Source organism: Halomonas almeriensis (assembly GCF_030409235.1).
GTDB classification, from domain to species: Bacteria; Pseudomonadota; Gammaproteobacteria; order Pseudomonadales; family Halomonadaceae; genus Halomonas; species Halomonas almeriensis.
Genome location: NZ_JAUFPO010000012.1, coordinates 705 through 26,498, shown reverse-complemented (window position 1 = coordinate 26,498; position 25,794 = coordinate 705). Strand labels below are relative to the sequence as shown.

At 57.4% G+C, this 25,794-nt stretch carries 20 protein-coding genes and 2 pseudogenes; 3 read left to right on the top strand and 19 right to left on the bottom strand.

The features are described 5' to 3' along the window. Window positions 1-492, bottom strand: a 492-nt coding sequence (locus QWY74_RS11000) for an ISAs1 family transposase (RefSeq protein WP_290314312.1), incomplete at its 3' end; no start/stop codon positions are given. An 87-nt stretch (window positions 493-579) separates the two neighbouring features. Between QWY74_RS11000 and QWY74_RS10995 the strand changes: the two genes are divergently transcribed. Both QWY74_RS10995 and QWY74_RS10990 read left to right on the top strand, forming a co-directional pair. Next, a complete protein-coding gene (locus QWY74_RS10995; RefSeq protein WP_290314311.1) occupies window positions 580-729 on the top strand; it encodes a manganese efflux pump in 150 nt (49 codons plus the stop codon). A 199-nt stretch (window positions 730-928) separates the two neighbouring features. Next, on the top strand, window positions 929-1,237 hold the full coding sequence (locus tag QWY74_RS10990) for a hypothetical protein (protein ID WP_264825668.1): 309 nt from the start codon (window positions 929-931) through the stop codon (window positions 1,235-1,237). A 196-nt stretch (window positions 1,238-1,433) separates the two neighbouring features. Here QWY74_RS10990 and QWY74_RS10985 read toward each other — a convergent pair whose 3' ends face one another. The 17 genes and pseudogenes from QWY74_RS10985 to QWY74_RS10905 form a co-directional block, all read right to left on the bottom strand. After that, complete coding sequence (locus QWY74_RS10985) at window positions 1,434-2,087, bottom strand: hypothetical protein (RefSeq protein ID WP_264825666.1); 654 nt, start codon at window positions 2,085-2,087, stop codon at window positions 1,434-1,436. Window positions 2,088-2,186: 99 nt separating this feature from the next. Continuing rightward, window positions 2,187-3,203: a phytanoyl-CoA dioxygenase family protein gene (locus tag QWY74_RS10980; RefSeq protein ID WP_264825664.1), complete on the bottom strand. Its 1,017-nt coding sequence runs from the start codon at window positions 3,201-3,203 to the stop codon at window positions 2,187-2,189. Window positions 3,204-3,214: 11 nt separating this feature from the next. Beyond that, a complete protein-coding gene (locus tag QWY74_RS10975; protein ID WP_290314310.1) occupies window positions 3,215-4,258 on the bottom strand; it encodes a glycosyltransferase family protein in 1,044 nt (347 codons plus the stop codon). Window positions 4,259-4,331: 73 nt separating this feature from the next. Beyond that, entirely contained in the window at window positions 4,332-6,683 is a 2,352-nt protein-coding gene (locus tag QWY74_RS10970; RefSeq protein WP_264825662.1) for a glycosyltransferase family 2 protein, read from the bottom strand. After that, window positions 6,683-8,041 carry a hypothetical protein gene (locus QWY74_RS10965; protein ID WP_264825661.1) on the bottom strand — a complete coding sequence of 453 codons (1,359 nt, stop codon included), beginning with the start codon at window positions 8,039-8,041 and terminating at the stop codon, window positions 6,683-6,685. Before QWY74_RS10965 ends, QWY74_RS10970 begins: the two co-directional genes overlap by 1 nt. 23 nt (window positions 8,042-8,064) lie before the next feature. Next, window positions 8,065-9,120: a hypothetical protein gene (locus QWY74_RS10960; RefSeq protein ID WP_264825660.1), complete on the bottom strand. Its 1,056-nt coding sequence runs from the start codon at window positions 9,118-9,120 to the stop codon at window positions 8,065-8,067. Beyond that, window positions 9,117-9,665, bottom strand: coding sequence for a dTDP-4-dehydrorhamnose 3,5-epimerase (gene rfbC, locus QWY74_RS10955; protein ID WP_264825659.1), 549 nt, complete (start codon window positions 9,663-9,665; stop codon window positions 9,117-9,119). The genes QWY74_RS10960 and rfbC overlap by 4 nt, the downstream gene beginning before the upstream one ends. A gap of 165 nt (window positions 9,666-9,830) precedes the next feature. Further along, on the bottom strand, window positions 9,831-10,718 hold the full coding sequence (rfbA, locus tag QWY74_RS10950) for a glucose-1-phosphate thymidylyltransferase RfbA (RefSeq protein WP_264825658.1): 888 nt from the start codon (window positions 10,716-10,718) through the stop codon (window positions 9,831-9,833). Between the two features lie 73 nt (window positions 10,719-10,791). Then, entirely contained in the window at window positions 10,792-11,697 is a 906-nt protein-coding gene (gene rfbD / locus QWY74_RS10945) for a dTDP-4-dehydrorhamnose reductase (RefSeq protein ID WP_264825657.1), read from the bottom strand. After that, a complete protein-coding gene (rfbB, locus tag QWY74_RS10940) occupies window positions 11,694-12,791 on the bottom strand; it encodes a dTDP-glucose 4,6-dehydratase (protein WP_264825908.1) in 1,098 nt (365 codons plus the stop codon). The genes rfbD and rfbB overlap by 4 nt, the downstream gene beginning before the upstream one ends. Window positions 12,792-12,793: 2 nt before the next feature. Next, the gene (locus QWY74_RS10935) at window positions 12,794-15,280 is read right to left on the bottom strand and encodes a glycosyltransferase family 2 protein (RefSeq protein WP_290314309.1); all 2,487 of its coding nucleotides are present in this window, start codon (window positions 15,278-15,280) and stop codon (window positions 12,794-12,796) included. Between the two features lie 536 nt (window positions 15,281-15,816). Then, window positions 15,817-18,321: a class I SAM-dependent methyltransferase gene (locus tag QWY74_RS10930; RefSeq protein WP_264825655.1), complete on the bottom strand. Its 2,505-nt coding sequence runs from the start codon at window positions 18,319-18,321 to the stop codon at window positions 15,817-15,819. 41 nt (window positions 18,322-18,362) lie between these two features. Next, a complete protein-coding gene (locus QWY74_RS10925) occupies window positions 18,363-19,976 on the bottom strand; it encodes a glycosyltransferase family 2 protein (protein ID WP_264825653.1) in 1,614 nt (537 codons plus the stop codon). Between the two features lie 36 nt (window positions 19,977-20,012). Further along, complete coding sequence (locus tag QWY74_RS10920) at window positions 20,013-20,789, bottom strand: class I SAM-dependent methyltransferase (RefSeq protein ID WP_264825652.1); 777 nt, start codon at window positions 20,787-20,789, stop codon at window positions 20,013-20,015. A gap of 68 nt (window positions 20,790-20,857) precedes the next feature. Then, window positions 20,858-22,750, bottom strand: a complete 1,893-nt coding sequence (gene glmS, locus QWY74_RS10915) for a glutamine--fructose-6-phosphate transaminase (isomerizing) (RefSeq protein WP_264825651.1) — start codon at window positions 22,748-22,750, stop codon at window positions 20,858-20,860. Between the two features lie 72 nt (window positions 22,751-22,822). Then, on the bottom strand, window positions 22,823-24,163 hold the full coding sequence (gene glmM / locus QWY74_RS10910) for a phosphoglucosamine mutase (protein ID WP_264825907.1): 1,341 nt from the start codon (window positions 24,161-24,163) through the stop codon (window positions 22,823-22,825). A 190-nt stretch (window positions 24,164-24,353) separates the two neighbouring features. After that, a pseudogene (locus QWY74_RS10905) lies at window positions 24,354-24,818 on the bottom strand (transposase); the annotation flags it as partial. Window positions 24,819-24,883: 65 nt separating this feature from the next. Here QWY74_RS10905 and QWY74_RS10900 point away from each other — a divergent pair. After that, a pseudogene (locus QWY74_RS10900) lies at window positions 24,884-25,267 on the top strand (transposase); the annotation flags it as partial. A 20-nt stretch (window positions 25,268-25,287) separates the two neighbouring features. Here the strand turns inward: QWY74_RS10900 and QWY74_RS10895 are convergent. Then, window positions 25,288-25,794 (bottom strand): ISAs1 family transposase (locus tag QWY74_RS10895; RefSeq protein WP_290314306.1); only part of this gene is annotated, 507 nt, incomplete at its 5' end.

Below are 25,794 nucleotides of genomic sequence, written 5' to 3'. Positions count from 1 at the left end.
CAGATTCAGCAGCTTGAGTAGCTCAGGAATCGCCGTTATCTCGTTGGACTTCTCCGCCGTCTTGACCTGCCCCAGCACCACGCCATTCGCCGCGCTGAAGGCGCTAACCATGTGGATCGCACCCTTCTCCTTTCCTCGGCAATACGATCCACGCAACGTCTTGCCATCAATAGCCACCACGGCGCCCTCCGTGACGTCATGGCACGATTTCATCCACTCGGCAAACGCGCTTTGCAACTGTTCGGCATTCACCAGAGCCATGACCCTGGCCAAGGTGTCATGGCTGGGCACACCAGCCTCAAAATCGCCGTACTGGCGGAGAAAGTCGAGCCTTGCGTTGCCAAAATCTTCGATTTCGTCCCAACCCTCCGCACCACAGATCACCGCACAGACCGTCAAAAACAGAATATCCGACAGCTGATGCTGCACTTTCCAAGCCTGGCGGAAGTCGGGAACAATCGATAAATGGTGCATAAGCGAGGGTGTCAGCATCGGGCCATCCATGAGCAAAAGCTGCTAGATGACCACATTATCTCCTACTGGTAAAGCGCTACGAGGCCCGTCGTAGAGCGGTTTTTCATGCGTTTTCCCTGGATGACCACCCTGGGTGTCATGCTGGGCCGAGTGGTCAACAGCATGATTGGCAAGCGGGCCGAAATCCTCGGCGGCCTGGTGCTCTGCGGCATCGGCGCCACCATCCTGGTCGAGCACCTGGGGCTACTCGCCTAGCCGCGCCGTCAACGGCTCAGCAGCGTCCCTTCTTGGCCTGCCCCTGTGGGCATAATAAGCCAGGTCGATCACCATACCAAATCAAGCTAATAGTTTGCATGTTACCAATATGGCGTATAAGTTATGTACAACACAACAGAGGCGCAGTACAGCTTTTCGCTCTGCGGTGTACAAACTCCCAGCTTGTTAGAGGTAAAGCATGCAAAAGATCATCAAGACAGCCGCTATCGCCAGCACCCTGATGCTCGCTTCTTCCGTCGCCATGGCGGAGCATCACGAAGACGGCATGGAGCACCAAGACCAAGCCATCGTCGAAGATGGCGGCGTGCAGTCCAACCATAACCCGGAAGTCGAAGACGAGACGAACGCCAATCTGGATGACGAAAGCATCGTCAAGGACGGCGGAACGGGCTCCGACTACAACGCCGAAGTCGCGGAAGAGCCCGAAGCCGACCTTCCGGAAGGTGAGGTCGCCGAAGACAGCGGCGTCGACTCGGCCGCAGACTGATCACATCCTGCCCTGCCAGCCAAGCGTCATCAACGTAATGCCGTCAGCAGTAATCCCGAGCAGTGCACGGCGATGTGTCAGCAAGCAATTTTCCGCCGTCGCACATAAAAAAGCTACCGGAGCGCTCCGGTAGCTTTTGTGTTTGCGGTACATGGCACGCTCTTTTCTCGGGGCATTGTCCCTCACATTGCGCCACTCAATCGAAGTGGTACCGAACCCCGAGAGAGGGAATATTACTGCCCCCGTCACCGTCATTGATGATCCCTGCCGTCGAGCGGTGATGGAGACGCCCATAGATCGACCAGGGACCCCAGGCCGCGGGCTGTCCCTCCAGCTCAAAGATCATCGAGACCATCCAACGCTTACCGGAATCATCAAGCTTCGACGCTTCTGAGGTGTAGGACATGCCCACGCCGACAGAGGCAGTGGTATCGATCGTGTCGTCCCACATGAAACGTTCCCAACTGATGGAAGGCGTCATAAAAGCCTCGTAGTACTCTTCCTTCCCCCAGACATAGGACACATTGGCTTCGGTATAGATCTTGGAGTAGCCACCAAAATCGACCAGCTCCTTCTGCAGGCCGGTACTGACGATCTTGTAGTCCTTGAACTCCCAGGCAAAGGGGTTGAAGGCTTCGCCACTCTTCACCGTCTCGTGAATCGCCTTGCCGGCATGGCCACCCAGGGCCCACCCCTCGCCCCAGGGGGTGACACTGACCCCATCGGCCCAGGCCGATATGGGCGCCGCGGCCACACCCAGCGTCATCAGCGCGACGTGCTTCAGGCTGCCGTGGCGGTAGGCAGCACCCCGATCCGCCGCCGGCCGGTCGTCATGCTGTTGGTAGCACATCCCTTGCTTCCCATTACACGTGCGATTGCGCATTACCTTGAAATCCCTATTGTCGGCAGAACTCGTACACTACTCGATCGTCTGTCAGCCCACGGCGCGTCACCAGGCATCCGGCCCTTCCGCGCGATGCCAGGATGCCTTGGCGCCCCGCGCGGCGGCTTTCTCGTCCTCACGGCGCCGCATGCGCTGCAGAACACGATACTGCAAGCGGTTCAGGCTCTCGAAGCCCAGGCCCGGCAGCGGGTTGAACGGATTGGTGCGGCTCATGCCCCACAACGCCAGGCGCGATGTCCCGGGTTCAGCATGGCCGCGCGCATGCACGCCGAAGGTATTGGCAATCAGCAGCGTATTGCCCGGCACTGCGAAACTCTGCGGCGGCGCCTTGCCCAGCGTCTCGGCCTCTTCTGGCGCCACACGGAAGGAGCCGCGTGCTGTGTAGCGGTCGGCATGCTCGCGCGCCTTCAGGCTCATCTGATACTCCCAGCGCAGGCGGTCCCGGCTGAGGCAGGTGGAGCCCGGCACGAAGACAAAAGGCCCGTTGCGATCCGAGACATCCTCGAGATACAACCAGAACTTCATGGTGGGCTGGAAGGTATCCACGTGCAGGTTGGTCTGCGGGTCCGGCGCATCATCCGTGACGCCGTTCCTCACCTTCTCGGCATGGCAGATCGGCATGCGCAGGTGGCCGGCACAAAACCGCATCAGGCGCCGAAACGCCGGGTCCTTCATCAGCGCCCGGGTGTAGGGCATCTCCTCGAGCACCTCGGGGGCCAGCAACATGCGCCGGGTCTGGGCATTGCCCTGGTTGCACTGGCGCACCTCGCCCCCGGCGTTGCGCACCTCGCGCACCAGCGCCTGATACTCGGCCTCCGGCAGGTAGTTCTTCTTGAGCACATAGCCCTGCTCGATGAACTGGCGACGGTCTTCTTTAGGCACCCGCCAGCTCAACATGCCCATGCGCAGGCGCATCACGCCATGGGCCAGCGCCACCCGCCCCACATGCAGGCCCCAGCGGTTCAAGCGCTGGCTGCCGATCAGGGGATTGGCAACAAAGGACTTGGTCCCGGTGAACAACTCCGCCAGCCACACCGGCAAACGCGTAATCTGCTTGAACATCATCCCCTTCCTTAATTCCCGGAACTCAGACGACGCCAGAAGGCCACTGCCTGCGCCGAATCGCCGCGCTGCCTGGCAACTTGAGCTGCGTTTTCGGCCATGTGCCGTGTCGTCTCCGGATTATCGCAAAGATAGTGCAAGGCGTCGTGCCACGCCTGCGACGTATCATCCACCAGCAGGCCGGTCACCCCATCCTCGACGATATCCGTATAGGGCGCTCGTCGGCTATAGATCCCCACGCCGCCCATGGCACTGATATCCAGAAACTTGATGAATGACTTGCCCCGATTGAACGCCGAATCCAGCAACGGCGCCAACCCGATATGCAAGCGATGCTGCTGTTGATAGCGCCGAAACGCCTTCCACGACCTGGCATCCGGCGCCGTCAGGCGCTCCAGACCACGCAATTCAGGCGGTGTATGCCGCCCCATCATCACCTCGAGAGAGACCGCCGGGCGCTCGTCATGCACACGGATCAAGGCCGAGGCAATATGCTGCAGATCGGCCAGGTGCGCCCGCGTGCCATGAAAACCCAGGCGCCATTCCCCGGGACCGGCCCCTGCCGTCTCGAAATGGGCCAGATCCGGCAGCGGTGCGATCAAGGGCGGCGTCAGTACCCGCACATCCGCATGCCGACCGGCCAGGGAAGCCGCCAGCCGCTCACTGCAGGTCACCACCACATCGGCCAGTGCCAACCAGCGCGGCTGCATCTCGGCCAGACGCGCCATGCGCTGACGATACGCCGCCGGCAACCCCTCGTCCTCGGCCGCCGCCGGTATATCATCATCCACCAGATAGACGATGCGACCGAAAAGATCACGCTGGCGTTCCAGCCAGCGCAATGCATACACCGGCAAACTGCGGCAGATCACCAGGTTGGCGCCCATCTGCCGCGACAGCACCCAGCGCGCCAACCGCCAACGCCAGGAGCGCACATCCAGCCGCCCCACGTCGTGCCCCTCGGAACGTAAATGGGGCGCGACAGACTTGAGGAAATAGATATCCTCGGTTGGCCGCGCCCCATCGCTCAGCAGCAACCAGCGCTTACCGCTCATTGACCATCCCGTCGACTCTCGTTGCATTCATGCTTTCCGTCCCCCTTCCTTCCTCTTTGCCCGCTCGTCTCCATCACCTCAAGGAGAAATCTTCATAAGCCAGAGTCAGGTTAGGATTATAGGCTGGATCGCTATCCAACTGAGGCCCCCAGGTACGCCGCATATAGGCGATTTCCCGCTTGAACCGGGCGTGCTTCTTCGGGCTATCGTCGGCACCACGAGACACCGACTCATGATGATAAAGCTCCGCATGGGGTGTCCAGACATTGCGATACCCCGCCTCGCGGACCTTGAGGCACAAATCCACATCATTGAACGCCACGGCCAGATCCGTTTCATTCAACCCACCAACCGACTCGAACACCGACTTCCGGATCAACAGGCAAGCAGCCGTCACGGCAGAAAGATTCTGCACGAGATACAAGCGATGGAAGTACCCCGGGTGGTGTTTCGCATAGAATTTATGCGAATGCCCCGCCACTCCTCCAAGCCCCAGAATAACGCCTGCATGCTGGATCGTATCGTTCGGGTAATACAACTTGGCTCCCACACAGCCGACATCCGGACGAGCCACATGGCTGACCATCTCACGGAGCCAGTTACCATTGATGGGCTCGATATCATTATTGACCAGGCCAATGATATCGCCACGGGCATGCCGCACACCGAAGTTATTGATCGATGAGTAATTGAACGGATAATCCCATCGGATCACTCTAACCCGGCTGTCCCGCTTCTCCAGGTCGCTCATGTACGCAAGTGTTTCCTGGCACTGCGACTGATTATCCAGAATCAGAACTTCAAAGTTCTCGTACTGTGTCGTCTCGAGAATCGCATTGACACAGGGACGCAGTATCTCGATGCCGTCACGGGTAGGAACCAACAAGGAGACCATCGGCTCAGTATCGGGTACTGGCCATATCACTCGATAACTCTCGGCAACCGGGCCAGCGACGACTCGTGCCTGCGGGCTCAATCGAGCCACATGATCTCGGACAGCGCGAAGCCCTGCATTCGAAGGCTTTTCATCACTGCTGGATGAGACATGGGACACTGAACGCCAGTGATACAGGATAAACGGAATATGGTGAATACGACTTTCAGGAAGGTCATGCGTAAAGCGCAACAACACATCATGGTTGTGGCCACCCTCGAACCCGCGACGAAACCCACCGATGTTACGCAGCCGGCCAGTACGCAATACACTGAGGTGCGCAATATAATTGCGGGCCAAAAGAAGGTCAGGGTTCCAACGCGGCTTGAAATAGGGATCAAAGCGCTGAGACACCTCGTCGATCTTGTCTTCATCGCTATACAGTAGCTCACCATCAGGATGACGGCCAAGCGTCTCGACGACATGATACAGCGCATTGGGGGCCATTTCGTCATCATGGCCGAGCCAGGCCACGAAATCGCCTCGAGCCATATCAAGCGCGCTATTGCTAGCTGCAGCGACGCCCTCATTCTTTTGCCGATAGACAACATCGATTCGATCATCGCTGTCAGCCCATCGTGCCAACGCTGACAAAGTCTCCTCATCGTTGGAGGCGTCATCGGCGATGCAAAGTTGCCACGACGGATAGCTCTGAGCCATGACTGATTCGATCGCCGCCTTCAGCCACTCGACAGGCGTATTATAGGTCGGCAACAGAATGGAAATCAGGTGCTTGTGCTTCTTCGGCATCCTACCAAGATTGGCAACAACCTGGTTGGGTGAAACCAGCCGCTTAGGCTCAACATGATCAAGCCAGTATTGATAATGGCGTGACGGTGCACAATGCATGAAAGTTTCTTCATAGTGTGATACCGCGATCTTACGCCAGTGTCGCCCCCCCTCTTTCGCTTCCTTCCTGACGAGACGAAGGATGTCTTTTTTCGGGCGATCCTTATAGGCGGTGTGCAAATTGTGCAAGCGCAGTGCCAGCCGGTCATATGCGAAGCCAGGCATCAACCAGACGAAACGAAGCTCTCTTATGGAAAAACGACCTGTCGTTTCCATTGGATCAAGGCGAATTCGGGTAACGCCAAATGGAATGAAGCACAGCCGCTTCGTCATTTTTCCCTTTTTTAGCGGAAGAAATATACTGTGCTCTTTCTCGGGTTGGCCTTCTTTATCAAAATTTATTCGTAAAGCGGCATGGGGTTGATCATGTTCCATGACCACTTCCAGCATATGCCATCCAGACCTTGGATTGCCTCCCACAAGAAAAAACTCGCCATTCTCCGTGATGGCCTCCCACTGCAAGTCATCATCATTTGGAGTGCAAGGCTCAATATCACACTTGACGCTCAGCTCCGGCGCCCATCTCAACCCAGCCACCTCGGAAAACCAACGAGACACTCCCTTGGTAATAGACCAACTCTTTATTTTCAGAAGCGTCGGTTTCAACCGAGCCAGTACATCTTGATTATTTAACCGAGCCATCAGGATCGCCGTGCTCTACGTTCTTTCTTGATACGAGAATGAATTGTCTTTATTCCTCCACCCCAAGGACGAAGTTCCCTTGCGCGCTCAATGAGGCGTTCTGCCGCCACAAGGTTGCCTGCTGATTCCATCATAAGGCTCAACTCACGCAGAAAATCCGCCGGTTCTGTTCCTTCTTCAAGAAAAACCTTCAAACGCTTCTGAGGGAGCAATGCCGATGCATGCGACTTCTCATTAATAGATATATTGAACAGATCAGCGAGCTTCATCATCGAGAACGATGCCTTGTTACTCTTGAGGCGCAACGCAACCAGATCTTTTAGTTGCTCAGCAACTTCAGGCTTTTTATCACACAGCTTCTGAAGCGGAACACCCGGAGTCACGATGGTCATAGGCGACATGGCAGTAGAGACCAAAGCATCTCGCAGCCGCGCATAATCGCCAAAAGATGCATCCTTCCACCCGAAGCGATCTCTCAGCGCCAGGTTGGAAGGCTCGAATGTATCACAAAGCGCATTGACGGTATGAGCATCCAGAAGATCCGTGATCTCAGGGTAGCGCTCCTCACTTTTATCCGAATACCCTTGAAGAAACCAGTCCACCTCACTATTCAGCTCGCGCGCATCTTCTCCTAGAACATGATTTAACAGCCTTTTCAGCTCCAGGGCGGATGGCGTGTAACTTTTATTAACGTTACCGCCACCAAGCAGAAATTTTTCAGCCTTGAGGGAGGAGACCCCAACAGCAGAAAGGAATCTTTTCTCCACAGAGGAAGTATGAAGCCTCTCCTTCGTGTAGGTCTGAAAATCACAGTTTTCATTACCGAAAGTATCGACCCAGGCGATCAAATGAGCCCCAGAAAGATTTCCGCTCCCTGAATGCAATATCCGCTTACAGAAGTCTGTAAGCTTGGCCGTTGAAAAATGGCGTTTCACAGACTGATTATAATTTGAAAGTATTGATTCAAGTGGATCACGAAAAAAACCGACGACCTTGACAGAAAGGCCTTCTGTCAGCTCTTTGAACTGATCGCTAAGTCGATAAATCCCCTCTGACGACAAAAGCAAGATTGCATTACGCCCTCTCGCCTCTTTCAGAAGCTTATCGAAATTTTGCTGAGCTTCCTCCTTGTTTCCCTTAAGTAACGGAGCGGACACCATCGCATGGCCACCGGATATTCCGTTAACATCCAGGGCGTGCTTAGGATAATAAAACCCTTCTTTTAAAAGATTTTTCCCATTCTCAAGACAAAATTTCTGTATCGCTGACGAACCAGTCTTCGGTGCACCTACGTGAACAACAACATCATAATCATTATCTTTCTTGCTTTTTCCCGAAAGAAATAAACGGCGCGGCATAAAAACTATAACCTCAAGACAGGTTAATCACTCGAAGCCAAGCGATGGATAACTTCTAGTTGAAGGTCCTGCAGCACATCATGATCCGGCGGCCCAAAAAGATCTGTCAGACTCGGATTTTCACCCAGCTCTGCGGGATCGACAGAGTTCTTACTGCGCTTTTTACATATATCAATACCGTATTGCTTGTAAAGCCACATCATGTCATTGGCATGCGTGGACTCTAAAAGAGCCGCCACTGAATCGAGTAGCTTGGGCTTATTCCTTTTATAATTAACCGTCTCGTCTTGCATCAGACTGATCAGCAGGTTGGAATCCGGCTTGAATCGATTATGGTCAGACCCATGATACTTTTCACGATACCCCTTCAAAAGATACATGCTTTCCAGGCTAAGCCCTGAATTATCCTTGTATGACTTAACACCTTCAATATTTTTCCCAAAAAAATCACAACAATGAGAAAAGAAGTCCTGAACGACGCATTCATCCTTTAAAACAGACCTGTCGTACTTCTTGACCTGAACAACGTCCCCAAAAACACGCCTAAACTTGTTGATAATGGGTCTAAAATCATACTTGAAACTGGAGGGATCGCTTACTTTATGTGAAGCCTTGAGCAGTTGCTGGAGCGACGAGACATAGTACTCAGAAACATCCCTGACATAAACAACAACCCTTATATCTACATACCCACTCTTCTCAAGATCTTCCTTCAGGCTGGTTATTTCCTGAACGTTGAACTTGCTTAGAAACTCTGAAGAAAGCACCAAATCGCTGGCAGCATCCAGCTTCTTATGAAACCATTCGTGCAAACTTCCTACAGCTTTCTCCAGAGCCTCTTGATCGGCATACATGCTCTTGAAGCCTCGGGGAAGGCGCTTATAAGGTTGGTAAAGAAGTGCCAGGTAGTGCTGATTCCCGCCCTCACCGACAGGCACTTCGATATCACCAAGCTGCTCCTGCTGCGAAAACAGGCTACGCTGTATTGAAGTCGTTCCGGTTTTCGGGGTTCCAATATGAAGAAGCGCTCGCTTTTTTACCGGACTCTTCCCAGAGCTCGATTTACCAAATATACTCATTCATACTTCTCGCTATATTGCCATGAAGCGCCAGCGGCATCCTTCTCCGAAACAGTCACTTCATCCGCTTCATTAATTGGCCACTCGATACCCAATGCCGGGTCATCCCAACGAATGCAGTATTCATCACCCGGTGCATAATAATCTGTACACTTATACTGAAACTCGGCCACATCACTAATCGTATAGAATCCATGGGCGAATCCCGGCGGCACCCACAGCATCTGCTTGTTGGTTTCGTTCAACAGTACGCCCACCCATTTACCGAACGTCGGTGAACTGCGACGAAGGTCCACCGCGACATCGAAAACCTCGCCACGAGTCACACGCACCAGCTTGCCCTGGGGGTTCTTCAACTGGTAGTGAAGTCCACGCAGCGTACCTTTCACCGACCTGCTGTGGTTATCCTGAACGAAGCTGTAGGAACCACAATGACGATCGAACTCACTCTGCCGAAAGGTCTCCAGAAAAAAACCGCGCTCATCGCCAAACACTCGTGGAGTCAACTTGACGACATCCGCCACATCGAGGGTTTCGTAGTCCATATATTTGCGTCACTCTAGAGGCTGTATGCCATGCTTTGGAAAAGCTGAATAAATCGCCGAGCATAGTAAAGCGTGAGGCGCACGGAGCACAGAAAGCGAGACATAACAGGTGGTTAGGCGAGCTTTCGAGCACCGCGCAACAAAGCGATTTGCATGCGCAGGAATTTAAGCAGTGCTTCCCTTTTGATGCAGCAACCGCAGCAGATACTCACCATAGGAGGTCTTGCTCAACGCCTTGCCACAGGCTTCCAGCAAGGAATCATCGATCCAGCCATGCTTCCAGGCAATCTCCTGCAAGCAGGCAATCTTTAGACCCTGGCGATGCTCGATAGTTTGCACATACTGAGATGCTTCCATGAGGCTGTCGTGCGTCCCCGTATCCAACCAGGCAAATCCACGCCCCAACCTTTCTACACATAGATCACCACGCTCGAGGTAAGCATTGTTGATGCTGGTAATCTCCAGCTCTCCTCGATGGGAAGGCTCCACCTGCTTGGCAATCTCAACGACGTCATTGTCATAAAAATACAGCCCGGTCACCGCATAGGCCGACTTAGGCTTCTCAGGCTTCTCCTCGATCGACAAGGCATGGCCTTGCTCATCGAAATCCACCACTCCAAAACGCTGCGGGTCCTTGACCAGGTAGCCGAATATCGTCGCCCCGCTTTCTTCCGCTGCAGCACGCTTCAACTGGTCGGAAAAATGCTGACCATGGAAGATGTTATCACCGAGCACAAGGCACACGGGATCCGAGCCGATGAACTCCTCGCCAATGATGAAAGCCTGCGCCAGCCCATCCGGCGAAGGTTGCACCGCATACTCGAAGCGAACGCCGAACTGTTCCCCACTACCCAGCAAGGCCTCGTACTGAGGCAGGTCGGAAGGCGTCGAAATAATCAAGATGTCACGAATACCCGCCAGCATCAGTACCGAAATCGGGTAATAGATCATCGGCTTGTCGTAGATTGGCAGCAGCTGTTTGGAAACCCCCAGGGTAACGGGGTGTAACCTTGTGCCAGAGCCTCCTGCCAAAATGATACCTTTCCGAGCCATGGCATATCCTTACACAGTGGATTTTAGCCCCGAGCGAGATCGTATCGCACAGGCCTTCACAGCCAACCGCGACTTACTGGCCGGGCAACTGCGAGTATTCCAGCCGCTCTCCCAGCGTCAAAGCCAGCTGTGAGCGCCAATCAGGCATGCACACCCCCAGGGCCCACTCTATGCGAGACACATCGAGACGTGAATTGAGCGGGCGAACTGCAGGTGTAGGATACTCGCTCGTGGGGATACCAGCTACCTGCGAAGGGTCAACCGCCAGCGGCTCTCCTGCCTCACGAGCCAAACGGAAAATTTCGCCTGCAAAGCCATGCCAGCTAGTTGTTCCGCGCGGTGCCAAGTGGTAAAGACCGCCATCAACGCGGCCCTGTTGCAGGCCATGCAAGGCCATTAATGTGACATCGGCAATCAGGCGTGCCGGCGTCGGCGCGCCAATCTGATCATTGACAATCCTGAGTGCGCTGCGCTCACGCGCTAGACGCAGCATGGTCTTCATGAAATTGTGGCCACGTGCACTATACACCCAGCTGGTACGCAGGATCAGATGCTGGCAGCCACTTGCCTGCACCGCCTGGTCTCCGGCCAGCTTGGTCGAACCATACACGGATGACGGACCAGTCTCAGCCCCTTCTTGCCAGGCTTCACTTCCGTCACCGGGATAGACGTAGTCTGAGGAGTAATGTACCAACGGAATCTGCCGATCATTGGCGTATTTGGCCAATTGAGCCGGGAGCTCTGCATTCAAGCGCCGAGCCAGCTGCGGCTCCTCTTCCGCCTTGTCCACTGCAGTGTATGCCGCTGCGTTGACAATCATGTCCGGTGCCAATGCTTGCACATGGTGCGTCACGGCATCTGCATCGGCCAGATCCAGCTCGGTTCGCCCCGGCGCCTTGATCTCACCCAAAACCGACAAGGTACGCTGAAGCTCGAAGCCGACCTGGCCATTACCGCCCAGCACTAAAATACGCCTCATGTACCAACTCCCAGCCGCTCTCCTCGATAACTTCCATCCAGCACGCGCTGCCACCACTCACGATTGGTCAGGTACCAGTCCACGGTCCTGGCCAGCCCTGTTTCGAAGGTCTCATCCGGGGTCCACCCCAGCTCGCGCTCAATCTTGCTGGCATCAATGGCATAGCGCACATCATGGCCTGGCCGGTCGGTGACGAAGGTGATCAAGTCACGGTGCGAGGTACGAGGCGACGGGTGTGATGTATCAGACGTGAGATCAGAAGTACCGATTCGGGCATCCAGCAGGTCACAAAGCGCTTCGACCACTTCGAGGTTGGTCTTTTCGTTGTGGCCGCCAATGTTATAAGCCTCACCGACTTGGCCTTGCGTTGCCACCTTGATCAACGCACGGGCATGATCCTCCACAAACAACCAGTCGCGTACCTGTTGGCCATTGCCGTACACCGGCAGCGGTTTTCCGTCCAGAGCACTGAGGATCATCAACGGGATCAATTTCTCGGGGAAATGATACGGCCCATAGTTGTTCGAGCAATTGGTCGTCAGCGTTGGCAAGCCAAATGTTCGCTGCCAGGCGGACACGAGATGGTCCGCGCTGGCCTTGCTGGCCGAATAAGGCGAACTGGGCGCATACGGTGTGGCTTCCGTGAACAGGTCATTCGTGCCTTCGAGATCACCATACACCTCATCGGTGGAAACATGATGAAAGCGAAAGCCGGCCGCCTTCTCGGGTTCATCGACCTGCAATGCCTGCCAATACTTTCGAGCGACTTCCAGCAACACCGAAGTACCGACCACGTTGGTCTGGATGAACGCCGCAGGACCATCAATGGAGCGGTCGACGTGGCTCTCCGCCGCCAAATGCATTACCACATCCGGCCGATGCGTATCGAACACACGCTGCATCGCCTCGGCATCGCCAATATCGACCTGCTCAAAGCGATACCGAGGTTCACTGGAAACGCTAGCCAGCGACTCCAGGTTGCCTGCATAGGTCAGCTTATCGACGTTGACGACACGATGCGAAGTGGCGGTTATCAGCTCACGAATCACCGCCGAGCCGATGAACCCGGCCCCTCCTGTGACAAGAAAACACAAACTCACTTGGTCAATTCTTCCCTATTGTCCTGCATGGCCGTTTGCTCGCTCGGCGAATCAGACGAACGCTGAATGATAGCCTCATAGGCATGAGGATTACGCCAGCGGTGCGACAACAACTCATCGTAGAGCCCTCGGTAACGCTGTGACATCGCACTGGTACTCAGTGTCGCACCCTCGGTACGCTGCCACTCCAGCACGGCCTGATGAGCGCGCTGCCAGCCATCCGGATCACGAGCTTCATCCAGTACCGCCAGAACATCCTCGAATACCGGCGTCTTCGCCAGCCAGCCAGCACCGTTGTGACGCAATCGATCGCCCACGGCACCGATATCCACGCCAACCACCGGCACACCAGCAGCCCAGAGCTCCGTGAGCGTATGGCAGTAGGTCTCCGGCCAGATAGATAGAATGCCGCCCACATGAGGGCGAATCTCGGCAATACGGGCGAGGAATTCATCGCGCTGATAACCGCCATGACGAACCACCCAATCAGGCAGTGTCACATCCCCCGCCACCTTGCCGAGCAAGTGGATTTCCAGACCATGTTCCGGTGCACGCTCGGCGAGCGCCTGAATCAAACGCCCCCCCTTGGCCATGGAGATATTACCCGGAAAGACCACACGCAAGGGCTCTTCCGAACTCGACACCGGAGCGGGCGCCAGATCCTGCATATCGCCGAAGTCACGACCATGCGGGATCACCCGAAAGTCGCCTTGACGCAAAAATGGATAGATATCCCGCAGATAGCCACGCGCACTCGGCGTTGTCGTCACGAAGGCATCGCATTCACTCAACGCCTGGCCAAACTCACGCTGCCAGGCCTTGATCGCCCGATGCTTCAACGGCGGCAAGGCCCCCTTGGGCCACAGCTCATGCTGGCACTCTTCATCACTCGGCGTGCAACGCCCGCCACAGAAGCGTTGATCGGCATCCAACAGTTTGACTGTCGGGCAGACGGTATAGAAATCATGGAAGGAAAACACCACCGGCAAGCCCAGCGTTTTCGCACAGCTCAGCAAGCCGAGCCCATGCCAAGCGATGTGGCGGACATGCAGCAGCTCGATGTCATAGCGCACCAACCAGGATGCCACCACCCGGTCATATTCACCGCCACGATGTGGAAACGCCTCCAGGGGCTGATCAAGCACATGGCGCTCGAGAGGCGTCTCAATGCCCTCGGCATGTAGCTCCAGCGTCACAACGCGCGAATTGCAGCGCAGCACCAGGCACTCGGTGTCCGGCTCAAGCGCCCCCATCAGATCCCGATTGGTCTGCGGGGTGCCGCCTGTTCGCGTAGATATCACGTAGAGAATGCGCGGCTTCACGCCACCACGCTCACTCACCGAACGCAGCCCCTCGCCAACTCGCTGGCGAATGTCCCGCAAGGCATCGCCACCGAAGCCATGCGCCACCAGGGACGAATACTCCGGATAGCGCGAGTCCACCACGGCCCGCCCCGCTTTTATCAGCTCCGTCTTCTCGTTGCCAAAGCTGGCTGAGCGGACATGATAGATGTAACTGGCATCATCGATGATGTGCTCCCAGTCTCGACGACCAGCCCGCATGCAGAAGTCATTCTCCTCCCCATAACCACGCGGGAAGGCCTCTGCATCCAAGCCCCCCACGTCATCCAGGCAGGCCCGGCGCACATACAGGCAAAAGCCGTTGCCAGTGGGAACACGCGGGTAATAGCGTTGCGAAGACTGCGACACGGAGCGTCCCACGGCCTCCAGCGTCATATCCCCAGGCGGCTCATTGCTGCCCGCCTCGGGTACCGAAAACGCCCCGGCATTGTTCGAAAGCGGCGTTGCCGTGCCGATACGTGGGCCACTATAGGCCGCCAGACGCAATCGACGCAGCCAGCCCGGCGTGACCCGGGTATCAGAATTCAGAACCACTACATCACTGCGCCCCGCCAGCTCGAGGCCTCGATTAACCGTCCGCGTGAAGCCCAGGTTCTCGGGATTGTGATAGCACTCGAAAGGCCAGCGGTCACGATACTCCGTCAACAATCGCGCCACTTCCGGGTCGGGGCTGGCATCATTGATGATAATGATCCGACACGGCATCTGCGTATGCGCCTCGAGCGAGGCCAGGCATGCCCGCACCTCATTCACCGCGTTATAGACCGGGATAATGACCGCAGGAACATGCTTCAGGGCCTCTAACCTCTCCAGCGCCATAAGGGGGTCGAATGGCAACGCCTCGGCCGGCAGACCCTCCCACCAACGCGTCGACTGACGCATCGGCCGAGGCTGAAGCCCCTTCCTGGCACCCTTGCGAATATAGTGCACCAGAGGGTTCATTCCCGAGCGGCGAATCTCCGCATCCTGAGCAACGTAGTAACCAGAGTCGAAGCCCGGGCCCGGATCCCGCAGCTCATCACCACCATGCCGCAAGTAATGCATCAGCGGATTCGACCCGCTAGCCGACACATCGGAATATTCGGCCAGGTACCAGTCCCAGTCGAAGAGACCGCTATCCACGACGTCTTTGGCATCCTTCTTCCACTTAGAAGGAATGGAAGACTCGGCCGCCCGAGCGGCAGTTATCGACTTGGCATCATGGTTGAGCGTCTGGCCCAGGGCATCCTTATCGCCTGTATTAACATGCTCAGGCTGACGGAGCGCCATGCGAGAGGTAGGAGTGCCGGGCGTCACGGAGCCTGAAGTTGACGCAGGAGGCTCTGCAGCGGCTGAAGGGTTTGCCTTGGGCTGGCTTGGAGCAGTTACGGGCTGCTGGCGGACCCACTCCGCCACGCCCTTACGCCCCTCCGAGTGCCCCCGGCGCAGATAATGTAACAACGCATCATGCCCTTTGCGCGCCACATCATGATTTGCCTTGAGATAGGCTTCAGGATCGAACCCTGGGCCAGGCGCCCGGCCCAATGCCGCTCCGTAATACAGAAAGTGCTGCCAAGGCGACAGTGCCCCTCCCGCAACATCCGGATAACGCTGGCGATACCAATCCGCATCGAACAGGTTTAACGCCTCGAGCCGTGCCTGATCTTCAGCATTCATTTTCATTGCGGCACAACCCGACGCTGCTCGGCCTCACCAAACTTTGCGTAATGCAGCAACGGGTTCATGCCGCGATACAGTACATCCGGGTTGTTCGCCAGATAAAAGTTGGAGTCGAAGCCGGGCCCCGGGTTGCGCCCTTCATAACCACCAAACAGGAGGTAATGACGTGCCGGATCTTTAGCCAGGTTGGGGTTATTGGCCACATCCGGATACTGGGCCAGGTACCATTCCGCATCAAACAGCGGACTCTCTGCAATCGCCTTACGGTGCCGGTCAATCTGCGCCTTTTCCTTGCGGCTCTTGGTCTGCTTACTGTACAGCTCATTACGCAAGCTCAAGGGGTCAACATCCAGACTGGGGCGGCGAGCGGATTCAAGCGACGCCACCAATTGGCGGATTTCCTTGGCTTGCCGATCCACTTCGGACTGAGCCTGACTACGCTGTTTCTCGCTATCCTTGAGTTTTTCATGCGCTTCCTGGCCAGACTGCTCAGCTTTGCTGAGCCGTTGCTGGAGCTCTTCTCGCGACTGCTCATTTTCCTCGAGCATGCGAGTCAGCTTGGCCAATTCCTCGAAGCGCTCATCAACTGAGGCCCGGAGCTCATCACGCTCCTGTTTGGTCTCATTGAGCATCTTGGTCAGCTTGCCAAGTTCATCGAACCGCTGGTCAATCTCGCCTTGCTTGTTCTTGAGCTCGACATCTTTCGATTTAAGCTGCTGCTCAAGTTCTTGAACCTGCTTCTCAAACCCTTCGCGAGCCTGCTGTTGCGCCTGCTCCAGCGACACTTTCTCGCTGGCATGCCCGGCCTGAGCCTCTTCGAGGGCGGTCTGACGATCGGCCAGTTGGCTTTCCAGGGTTTCCTTCTCACTGGCATGCTCCGCTTGCGCAGCTTCGAGGGCGGTCTGACAATCGGCCAGCTGGTTTTCCAGGCTTTCCTTCTCGCTGGCATACTCCGCTTGCGCGGCTTCGAGGGCGGTCTGACGATCGGCCAGCTGGCTTTCTAGGCTGTCCTTCTCGCTGGCATGCTCCGCTTGCGCGGCTTCGAGGGCGGCCTGACGATCGGCCAGCTGGCTTTCCAGGCTTTCCTTCTCGCTGGCATGCTCCGCTTGCGCGGCTTCGAGGGCGGCCTGACGATCGGCCAGCTGGCTTTCCAGGGTTTCCTTCTCGCTGGCATGCGAGGCCCGGGCTTCCTCGAGAGCGGTATCTCTCTCAGACAACCGCGACTCAAGCTCGCTGCATCGGCTTTCCTGTTCCGCGCGCGTTGTTTCAGACTGAGCGAACTGAGCCTCAAGCGCCTGGATGCGTTCAGCCTGCTCATCCATCGACTGACGCTTCTGCTGCAATTCCTCCTTTAACTGCTCGAGCTCATCCTGACGTTCGCTGAGCGTATGCTCCACGCTTTGAAGGCGCAGCAGGTTGGCGTGACTTTCTTCCTGCAGCCGTGAGGCCTGGGCCGAGCTATCTGCCTGCCGACGCTGCTGCTCTTCAAGCTTGGCGCGCAGAGCAGTCAACTCGCCCTTCATCTCATCACGGTATTCCTGCAGCAGGCTCACACGCTCAGCTAGCTGACCCCGCTCCTGAGCATGGTTCTCGACCTGGCGGTCCAGGCGCTGCTTGACATCCCCCAGCTCGCGCTCACGAGCCTGCAGCGCCTCATGGCTCTGCTCGTAGGATTCCGTCAACTCGCCCAACTGGCGTTGCTGCTCTGCCAGACTGGTACTCAGCGCCTCGGCCCTTGCCTTCTGCTCTCTGGCGTTGAAGGCATCCAGGCAGGTACGCCCAAGGCGAGCGAATACATCACGAACCACCTGTTGGGCAGAGGGTGACTCATCCGATCCCAACAGCTTCGTCAGCATGTCACCAGGCTGTTCGCCCACCATGATCAAGCCAAGCCCGCCACCATGCTGAAACGCAAAGCCGGGGAAGCGCGACAGCAAGACATCGAATTCACGGAAGGCGCTATAACCGGGATCGCGACGCGACACTGACGGAATCAGCACCACCCCTTGAGGCGATAACTTGGAATGCCAACGCTCGAATACGTACTCGAGCTCAACCTCATCCACATCGATATTGAGCAACAGCAGATCCACACTGCCGTCATCAAACTGACCCGCTGCCTTGACCGGTGAGCAATCCATCACATCCGCAAAGGCGCCATAGGAGCGATCGTTATACTCGATGATGGAGTCAAGCCCGGCCCCCTGCTGCTGATCCTGTCCCTTGATTGACTGTACCAGATGGCAGCGTGAGTCCAGACCCAAACGCGAAACCGCCTGGCACAAGGCCAGGTGTTCCACGCCCTGCTGAGTGCCCAGCGTTACCACGCCACGCGGCTGCATGGCCTCCATTATCCAGAACAGGAACGGCAAATGTTCCAGCCATTCCGAACGCTCCAGATAGGCGGGTTGCCAGAACATCGAGCCTTGAGCCAGCGTATTGATTGAAGGCTTGATCGTCAGCCGAGTTCGGCGGGCCGTCGCTTTCCTAGATTCATCACTCACGTCTGATATCCCAATCGTATGTGTCGTCGGCTTGTCTGGTATCACGCGTCAGGCAGGTTGGCTGCCGGTGCCTCGAAGGGCCGCTCATCCGGCCAGGCCGGCAAGTATAAATCACTCTCGTGCGTGGCGCAGGCATGCCAGGCCATGGCTGCCTCCTGATAATCGCGTCGCAGGCCCTTGAACTGCGTGCATAAATGGGTGGGGCCAGCCTGGCTCAAGGAGTCGGGATGTGATCGCCCGAAAGTAAGTGGCACGCCCTTGGCCACCTCACCCACCGCCTTGCGGCCAAAGGCCGCACGAACACGATGCAGGTACTCGGTATCACCATTGACACGAACGCGATCCCAGAAGCCCAGCGTTTCGAACACCCGACGTCGGAACAGCAACGACGAGGTGTTGCGGTAGATCCACCCCTCCTCCATTCGCCAATGGTGAAAGGTTAGCTCGGGTGTGCAGCGCACCCAGTCCGAACTACATGCCACCCACTCATCATGCTCATGCATACCGGCTACCTGCAGCGCCAGCTTCTGCGGATGCGACCAGTCGTCGCTGTCGTGTACCGTCCAGAACTCCCCAGTTGCCTCGGAAAGGCCCCGGTTGCGGGCCGTGTAAGCTCCTAGATTGACTTGCTGCGGCAACACACGCACTCGCGAGTCTTCAGCCGCAAACGCCTCCGCGACCGCCAAGCTGGCATCTGTCGACGCATCATCCACCACCAGGATCTCCAACGCCGCATGGGTCTGCGCCAACAGGCTACTCAGAGCCGTGGCCAGGGTCGACTCGGCATTGAAGACCGGCATGATGACACTGACCCGCTCGCTCGCCTCATGCTCGCTTCCCGGCTCAACGTCCAGGTTATCCAGTGACAAGGGCGAGGCACCATCACGTAAGTGAACCTCAACCAGGCCGGCTTCGCGCCAGGGCGCATTGATCCAATCGAGCCGCAGCCGCTCATTCAGGGCAACTGCTGGCTCACGGAACCCACCCGCCTCACTCGATGAAGAGAATTGATGCGCTTGAGCTGCCAGCAGGTTTGCCATGGCCAGGTGAGTATCGTGGTAATTCGGGTAGGCGTGGCTCAGTTCGCGGAGCCGTTCATGGGCGCGAAGCAAATCACCGATGTTGACCAGCGCCTCCACCTCGAGCAGCAAGGGCGCCGGCCCAGCAGGCTGCCGGTCTGCAATGTCGTGGAGCAACGCCAGGTACTCAACCACCGCCGACCAATTGCCCTGCCAGGCGTACCAACGCCCCAGGGCCCAGGCCGCATAGCTGGCTTCCCACGGATCATTCATCCCAGGCTCATCACAACGCCACAGCGCTTCCAGGGACTGTAAACAGGTTGCCGGTTCGGCAGCGCCCTCCCATAACTCAAGCTCGCGCTCCGCCGCCAGAATGCCCCGGGGTTGGCGCCCCTCCACCTTCCCGCGACGAATGAAATGCTCCAAAGGGCTGAAATCGGAACTCGCCACATCCGGATAACGCGCCAGATACCAACTGGGAGAGAACTCAGGGCCAGGAGCGCGCCCCAGCGGCTCACCGACTTCTACATAATGCTCAACGGGTGTCATCCCGGAAGCATCGACATCCGGATAGCGCTCCACATACCAGACCGCATCGAAATATTCGCTATCCTCAAACAGCTTCATTAGCGTCATGGGCATATACCACCGAATCGAGCCGGGTCCATCTGATTACCCTTTGCCCGCCGAGCGGCGAAGGATGCCCAGCCCTTCCTCGTAATCAAAATATTCCGTGGTCATCGCGAAATCTTTGCTCCAGGACTCGCAGATATCCTTCTCATCCTGTCGGATAGTATCGTCCATCCATATCGTCGCGTCTGTGCTCAAGCGATCCGCTACAGCCGGTAGAGCCGGATAACGCGCATATTGGCAGGTGGCCCCGGGCGGGCCATCAACCACGAGCATATCGATACCCTCCAGATCAGTCAGTAGTCGGCTTGGATACCAATTCATGGCCTCCCCCTCTTGCCCTTCCTGGCGCCCCAGGTGCTGGCCAGTCCAGGGCTCAAGCTCGCCGATGCGCAGACCCACCCAGGTATCCAGGTGCTCACGCCGCAAGGCCTCTCGGGTCAAACCACCATAGTGGTCGGAGTGTTCAATAGAAACCAATTTACCGAAGCTGTTCTGGCGTAGGGCATCGGCGATCACCAGCGAAGAGGCACCGCTTCCAAACTCCACCACCAACCGCGGCTTCACCGCCATCACATGCTCATGCAAGTGCAGGAGAACATCCGGCGATGTGGCCCAGCCTCTAAGTCGTGGCAAGCGCCCGGGGATTTTCAGGCGTCTTTGCAGCCAGGAAAGGCTTTCCAACTGCGCATACAGGCGGTTCTGCACAACTAACAAGTCACGAGTGGCTTTCTTGGCATGTTCTTGACCGGCTCCTAATAGACTCTCTTCCAACGCCTTGAGCTGTGCCGAGATATTGTTATGTGATTCGTCTGACATGATCTTCCTACTCTGCCCTGCATTCAAAGTTGTGTCGTTATTGCATGAGCCCAGACATTACAGCGGGATTACTCAACCGTCACGCTCTTGGCCAGGTTACGCGGCTTATCGACATCCGTGCCCTTGACCAGCGCGACGTGGTAGGCCAACAGCTGCTGAGCCACGACATGCAGCACCGGGCTGAGCAGGCCATAGTGCTCGGGCATCTTGAGCACATTGACGCCGTCGCTCGTCTCCACGCGGCTGTCGCCATCGGCGAACACGAACAGCTCGCCACCACGCGCACTGACCTCCTGCATGTTGGCCTTGAGTTTTTCCAGCAACTCATCATTGGGCGCGATCACGACCACCGGCATCTGACCATCCACCAGGGCCAGGGGCCCATGCTTGAGCTCACCCGCCGGGTAGGCCTCGGCATGGATATAACTGATCTCCTTGAGCTTGAGCGCGCCTTCCTGGGCAATGGGATAATGCCGCCCACGCCCCAGAAACAGGGCATGATGCTTGTCGGAGAAACGCTGCGCCCAGGCTTCGATCTCGGGCTCCAGCGCCAGTACCTTCTCCACCGCCACCGGCAGATGCCGCAACTCGTCGAGCAAATCCTGCTCACAAGCGTTATCCGCCCCATCACCGGCCCCCTGCCCCATCAGGCGGCCATGGCCCTTGGCCAGCAACAGGGTCAACAGGAACAGGGCCGCAAGCTGAGTGGTAAACGCCTTGGTAGAGGCCACCCCGATCTCCGGTCCGGCCCGGGTAATGAAGCACAATGCCGTTTCACGCACGATGGCCGATTCCGGTACATTGCAGATCGCCAGCGTATGACGATGCCCGAGCGACTTGGCATGATGCAATGCGGCCAGCGTATCCGCCGTTTCACCGGACTGGGAAATCACAACGACCAGTTGCCGAGGATTGGCGACACTGGCGCGATAGCGATACTCACTGGCGATTTCAACATTGCAGGGCAAACCGGCCAACTGCTCGACCCAGTACCGCGCGGTGTTGCCCGCATAGCTGGAAGTCCCGCAAGCCAGGATCAGTACGGAGTCCACCTCGGCGAAGACTGCCTCCGCCCTGGCACCGAAAATGCCCGGCTGCAAACGCCCCGCTCCGCTGAGCATTTCCAGGGTATTGCCCAGCGCCTGGGGCTGCTCGAAGATCTCCTTCTGCATGTAATGGCGATACTGGCCAAGCTCTACCGAGTCCGCCGAGAGGTGCGAGGTAACCACCTCTCGCTCCACGCGATCCCCCCGGGCATCCACCAGCTCAACCGCATCGCGCGTCAAGCGACCCACGTCACCGTTTTCCAGGTAAATCATCCGGTTGGTCACCGACAGCAGCGCCGAGGCATCCGAAGCCGCGTAGTGGCCCTGCGCACCGACCCCGAGCATCAACGGAGAACCTTCACGGGCCACGACCAGGCTCTCGGGCTCGCCCTCGCGCACGACGGCCAGCGCATAGGCGCCTTCCAGATGCGACACGGCACAGCGCACGGCCACAAACAGGTCGGCACAGGGCACCTTCTGTTCCCCGACAAAGGCCGACGCACCGGACAGACAAGCCTGCACCAGGTGGGCAATGGTCTCGGTATCCGTGTCGGAAACGAAGACATAACCCAACGCCTCGAGCTGCGCCTTGAGCTCGGCGTAATTCTCGATAATGCCGTTATGCACCACGGCCAGCTCGCCCGACACATGGGGGTGAGCATTGCGCTCTTCCGGTACGCCATGAGTGGCCCAGCGAGTATGCGCGATGCCCACCTGCCCCGACACATTCTCTTCCGCCACGCGGGCTTCCAGCTCGGCGACACGCCCCTTGGCGCGAGAACGCCTCAATGCCCCTGACGCATCGAGCACGGCCAGACCGGCCGAGTCATAACCGCGATACTCCAGGGTTTTCAGGCCCGCTAGCAGAAAGGAAGAAGATTCCATGGCGCCCACGGCGCAGACAATTCCGCACATTGTGTATCCAATCAATCAGCAGCAATAAAAAAATCGGCGGTGAAGCGCCGCCCGAGGATTACCCTTGAGGGCTCATGCTTCCAGTACGCTGGCAATGGCCTGTGCGTGGTGGCTGGCCTGTTCGGCGTCTCTGGCTTCCACCATGACCCGAATCAAAGGCTCGGTACCGGACTTGCGCAACAATACCCGGCCCGAGTCACCGAGCGTCTGCTCGACCTGTGCCACCGCCTCCTGGACTGCAGCAGCCTCCAGCGGATCCTCACCGGCCCGAGCCTCGTAACGTACGTTGATCAGCGTTTGCGGGAACTTGCGCATGCCCTGCTTGGCCGCATGCAGCGTCGTCTGCTGATGGTACAGCGCCGCCAACACGCGCACGGATGCAATGATGGCATCGCCGGTCGAGGCATGATCCAGACTCAACAGATGCCCGGAGCTTTCGCCACCAATGCGCCAACCGGTCTCACCCAGCTGCTCCATGACATAACGATCGCCCACCTTGGCGCGCCTGAACGGCATGCCCAGCGACTCGATGGCCTGCTCCAACCCCAGGTTACTCATCAGCGTGCCCACAACACCGCCTGCATAGCCCTCGGCTCTGGCCGCCCTGGCCATCATGAACAACAGCTCGTCACCATCCACCACGGCCCCGGTGTGGTCGACCATCATCAAACGATCGGCATCACCATCCACAGCGATGCCCAGATCCGCACTCTGCTCGATCACGGCGGCCTGCAGGCTGCTGAGGTGAGTCGCGCCACATTCCTGGTTGATGTTCATGCCATTGGGCTCATCATGCAGGCTGATCACCTCGGCGCCCAGCTCACGATAGACGGCCGGCCCTACCTTATAGGCCGCCCCATTGGCGCTATCCACCACAACTTTCATGCCATTGAGGCTCTGCTGGCCGTGAAAGTGCGATTTGCAATATTCGATGTAGCGCCCCTGGGCATCCACCACGCGGCGCACCTTGCCAAGCGCGGCCGAGCTCACACAGCTCATGCCCTCTTCCAGCGCCTGCTCCAGCCAGCGCTCGATCTCGGCTTCCTGGGCATCGGTCAGCTTATGGCCGGACTGCGCAAAAAGCTTGATGCCATTGTCGTAAAACGGGTTGTGCGAGGCACTGATCACCACCCCGGCACAGGCACGAAACGTCGTCGCAAGATAGGCAATGGCCGGTGATGGCAACGGCCCGGTCAACGCAATGTTGACACCAGCGGCGGAGAACCCCGCCTCCAGCGCGGACTCCAGCATATAACCACTGGCTCGCGTATCCTTGCCGATGACAACTTCACCAGCTCCTTCCTGGCCGAGCACCTTACCGGCGGCCCAGCCCAGCTTCATGGCGAAATCCGGCGTCATGGGGAACTCCCCCACACGACCGCGGACACCATCGGTGCCGAAATATTGGCGCATGATTTCCTCGTGATGTTCTATAAACGTCATGCTGACAATCCAGGCATAAGCTCACCTCACGCCTCACACCTCACGCCTCACACCTCACCCTCAGCGGGCACCTTCACCTCCGGGGAAAAAAGCTGATCTTGCGCCCCTGCTGGTCCCTGACAAAACAGCGCACTGTGTAACGTCCCGGTCCAGTCAACGTCTCCGGGTCACGCTGCTTGGCCTTGTTCTTGGTGGAGGGAGCGGCCGCCACGATGGTGGAGTCGACGATGGAGCCCTCGCGCATTAACAGATCCTGCTCGGTCAGGCTGGCGTTGATCTCTTCGAAGATCCACTGGGTCGGGGCATGCTTTTCCAGAAAATGACGGAAGCGCAGCAACGTGATGGAGCCAAGACGATACCGATGAAGTCGCGCATGGCCTGACTGTAGTAGATGGCATCCTCCAGCGTCTCGTCGGCAAGCACATACCACTGCTGGAGGAAATAGATTCACGACATGCGCTCCAAACCCGATGGGGGCCGGCTCCGCTTGCCCGCCTTATAGGGGAAGTAGGATGGCAGCAGTGTTGCCATGACACCACGGCATCCATCTGTGCCAGAAACTGCTCGCGGCGGGTGACTTTTTCTTATACTGATGCTCAGCCTGGGCGAACGAGATCTGTTTCATCCCGCCTTATTCACCGGGCTGAGATAGAAAAGAAGATGGCGAGCAGTTTCTCTTATAGAATCAAGATGTTCCAGCCAGAACATGATTCAAGAGGACTACTCGCCATGGGTGAAAGCTTATCCACCTGGACGCCATCCTGCAACGGGTCCATCCGCGTTGAAATGAGCGGTCAGCGCACCACCAGCGATAGCGGTGCTTTGCTGCTCCGCGAGGCGCTCGACAACAGCGGCGTGATCGAGACGCTGGAGAACCATCTGATCGATCGGCGTGACCCTCGCCGCGTCCGTCACTCGCTGGCCAGCCAAGTCCGTACCGTGGTGCTGCAACGAGCCATGGGCTGGATCGATCTCAGTGATACCAACACACTGCGCCGCGATCCGGTCTGGCAATTGGCGTGCAGTGACGCGCGAGGCACGACGCCACTGACCCAGGACCGGCCGTCTCAAGCAGGGAAAACGCATGAAAAATCCTACACCGCGAGAATGTCAGCAAGGTACGTCTCATCCAGCGCCGCTTTCTTCTGTTTTCGCCGGATTCCGCCCTTGAATCCTTTCTCTCCTTTCAAGTAATTCAAGGCGATATGTCGCACCCTGGCGAGGTTTTCTGCCGCCTTTCCTCGGTGGATTTTGCAGGCATCTTCGCGGAGAGTGACGTCCAAGGACCAGTGGAGCTTATTCTCCACATACCAATGCTGGCGGGCCGCTTCGGCAAGCTTTTTGGCACTGAGTTCGGCGGAGCTGATGTAGTAGCGGATCATCGGTACCTCTGGTGCTTCGCCACCTTCCTGACGAAAGCTCATGACCACGCCCACCATTTTCAATCCTGGCCACTCGTAGCTAAGCTCCTGAAACTCTTCAGTAATCTCACTCACGATGTGATAACGGGTCTCTTGCCGCCCTCGGTTCTTTTCATCCGTGACATAGGCATCACCATCGAAGTTGACCACCTTGGCCATGGGGAACGCCGCCTCAAAGGC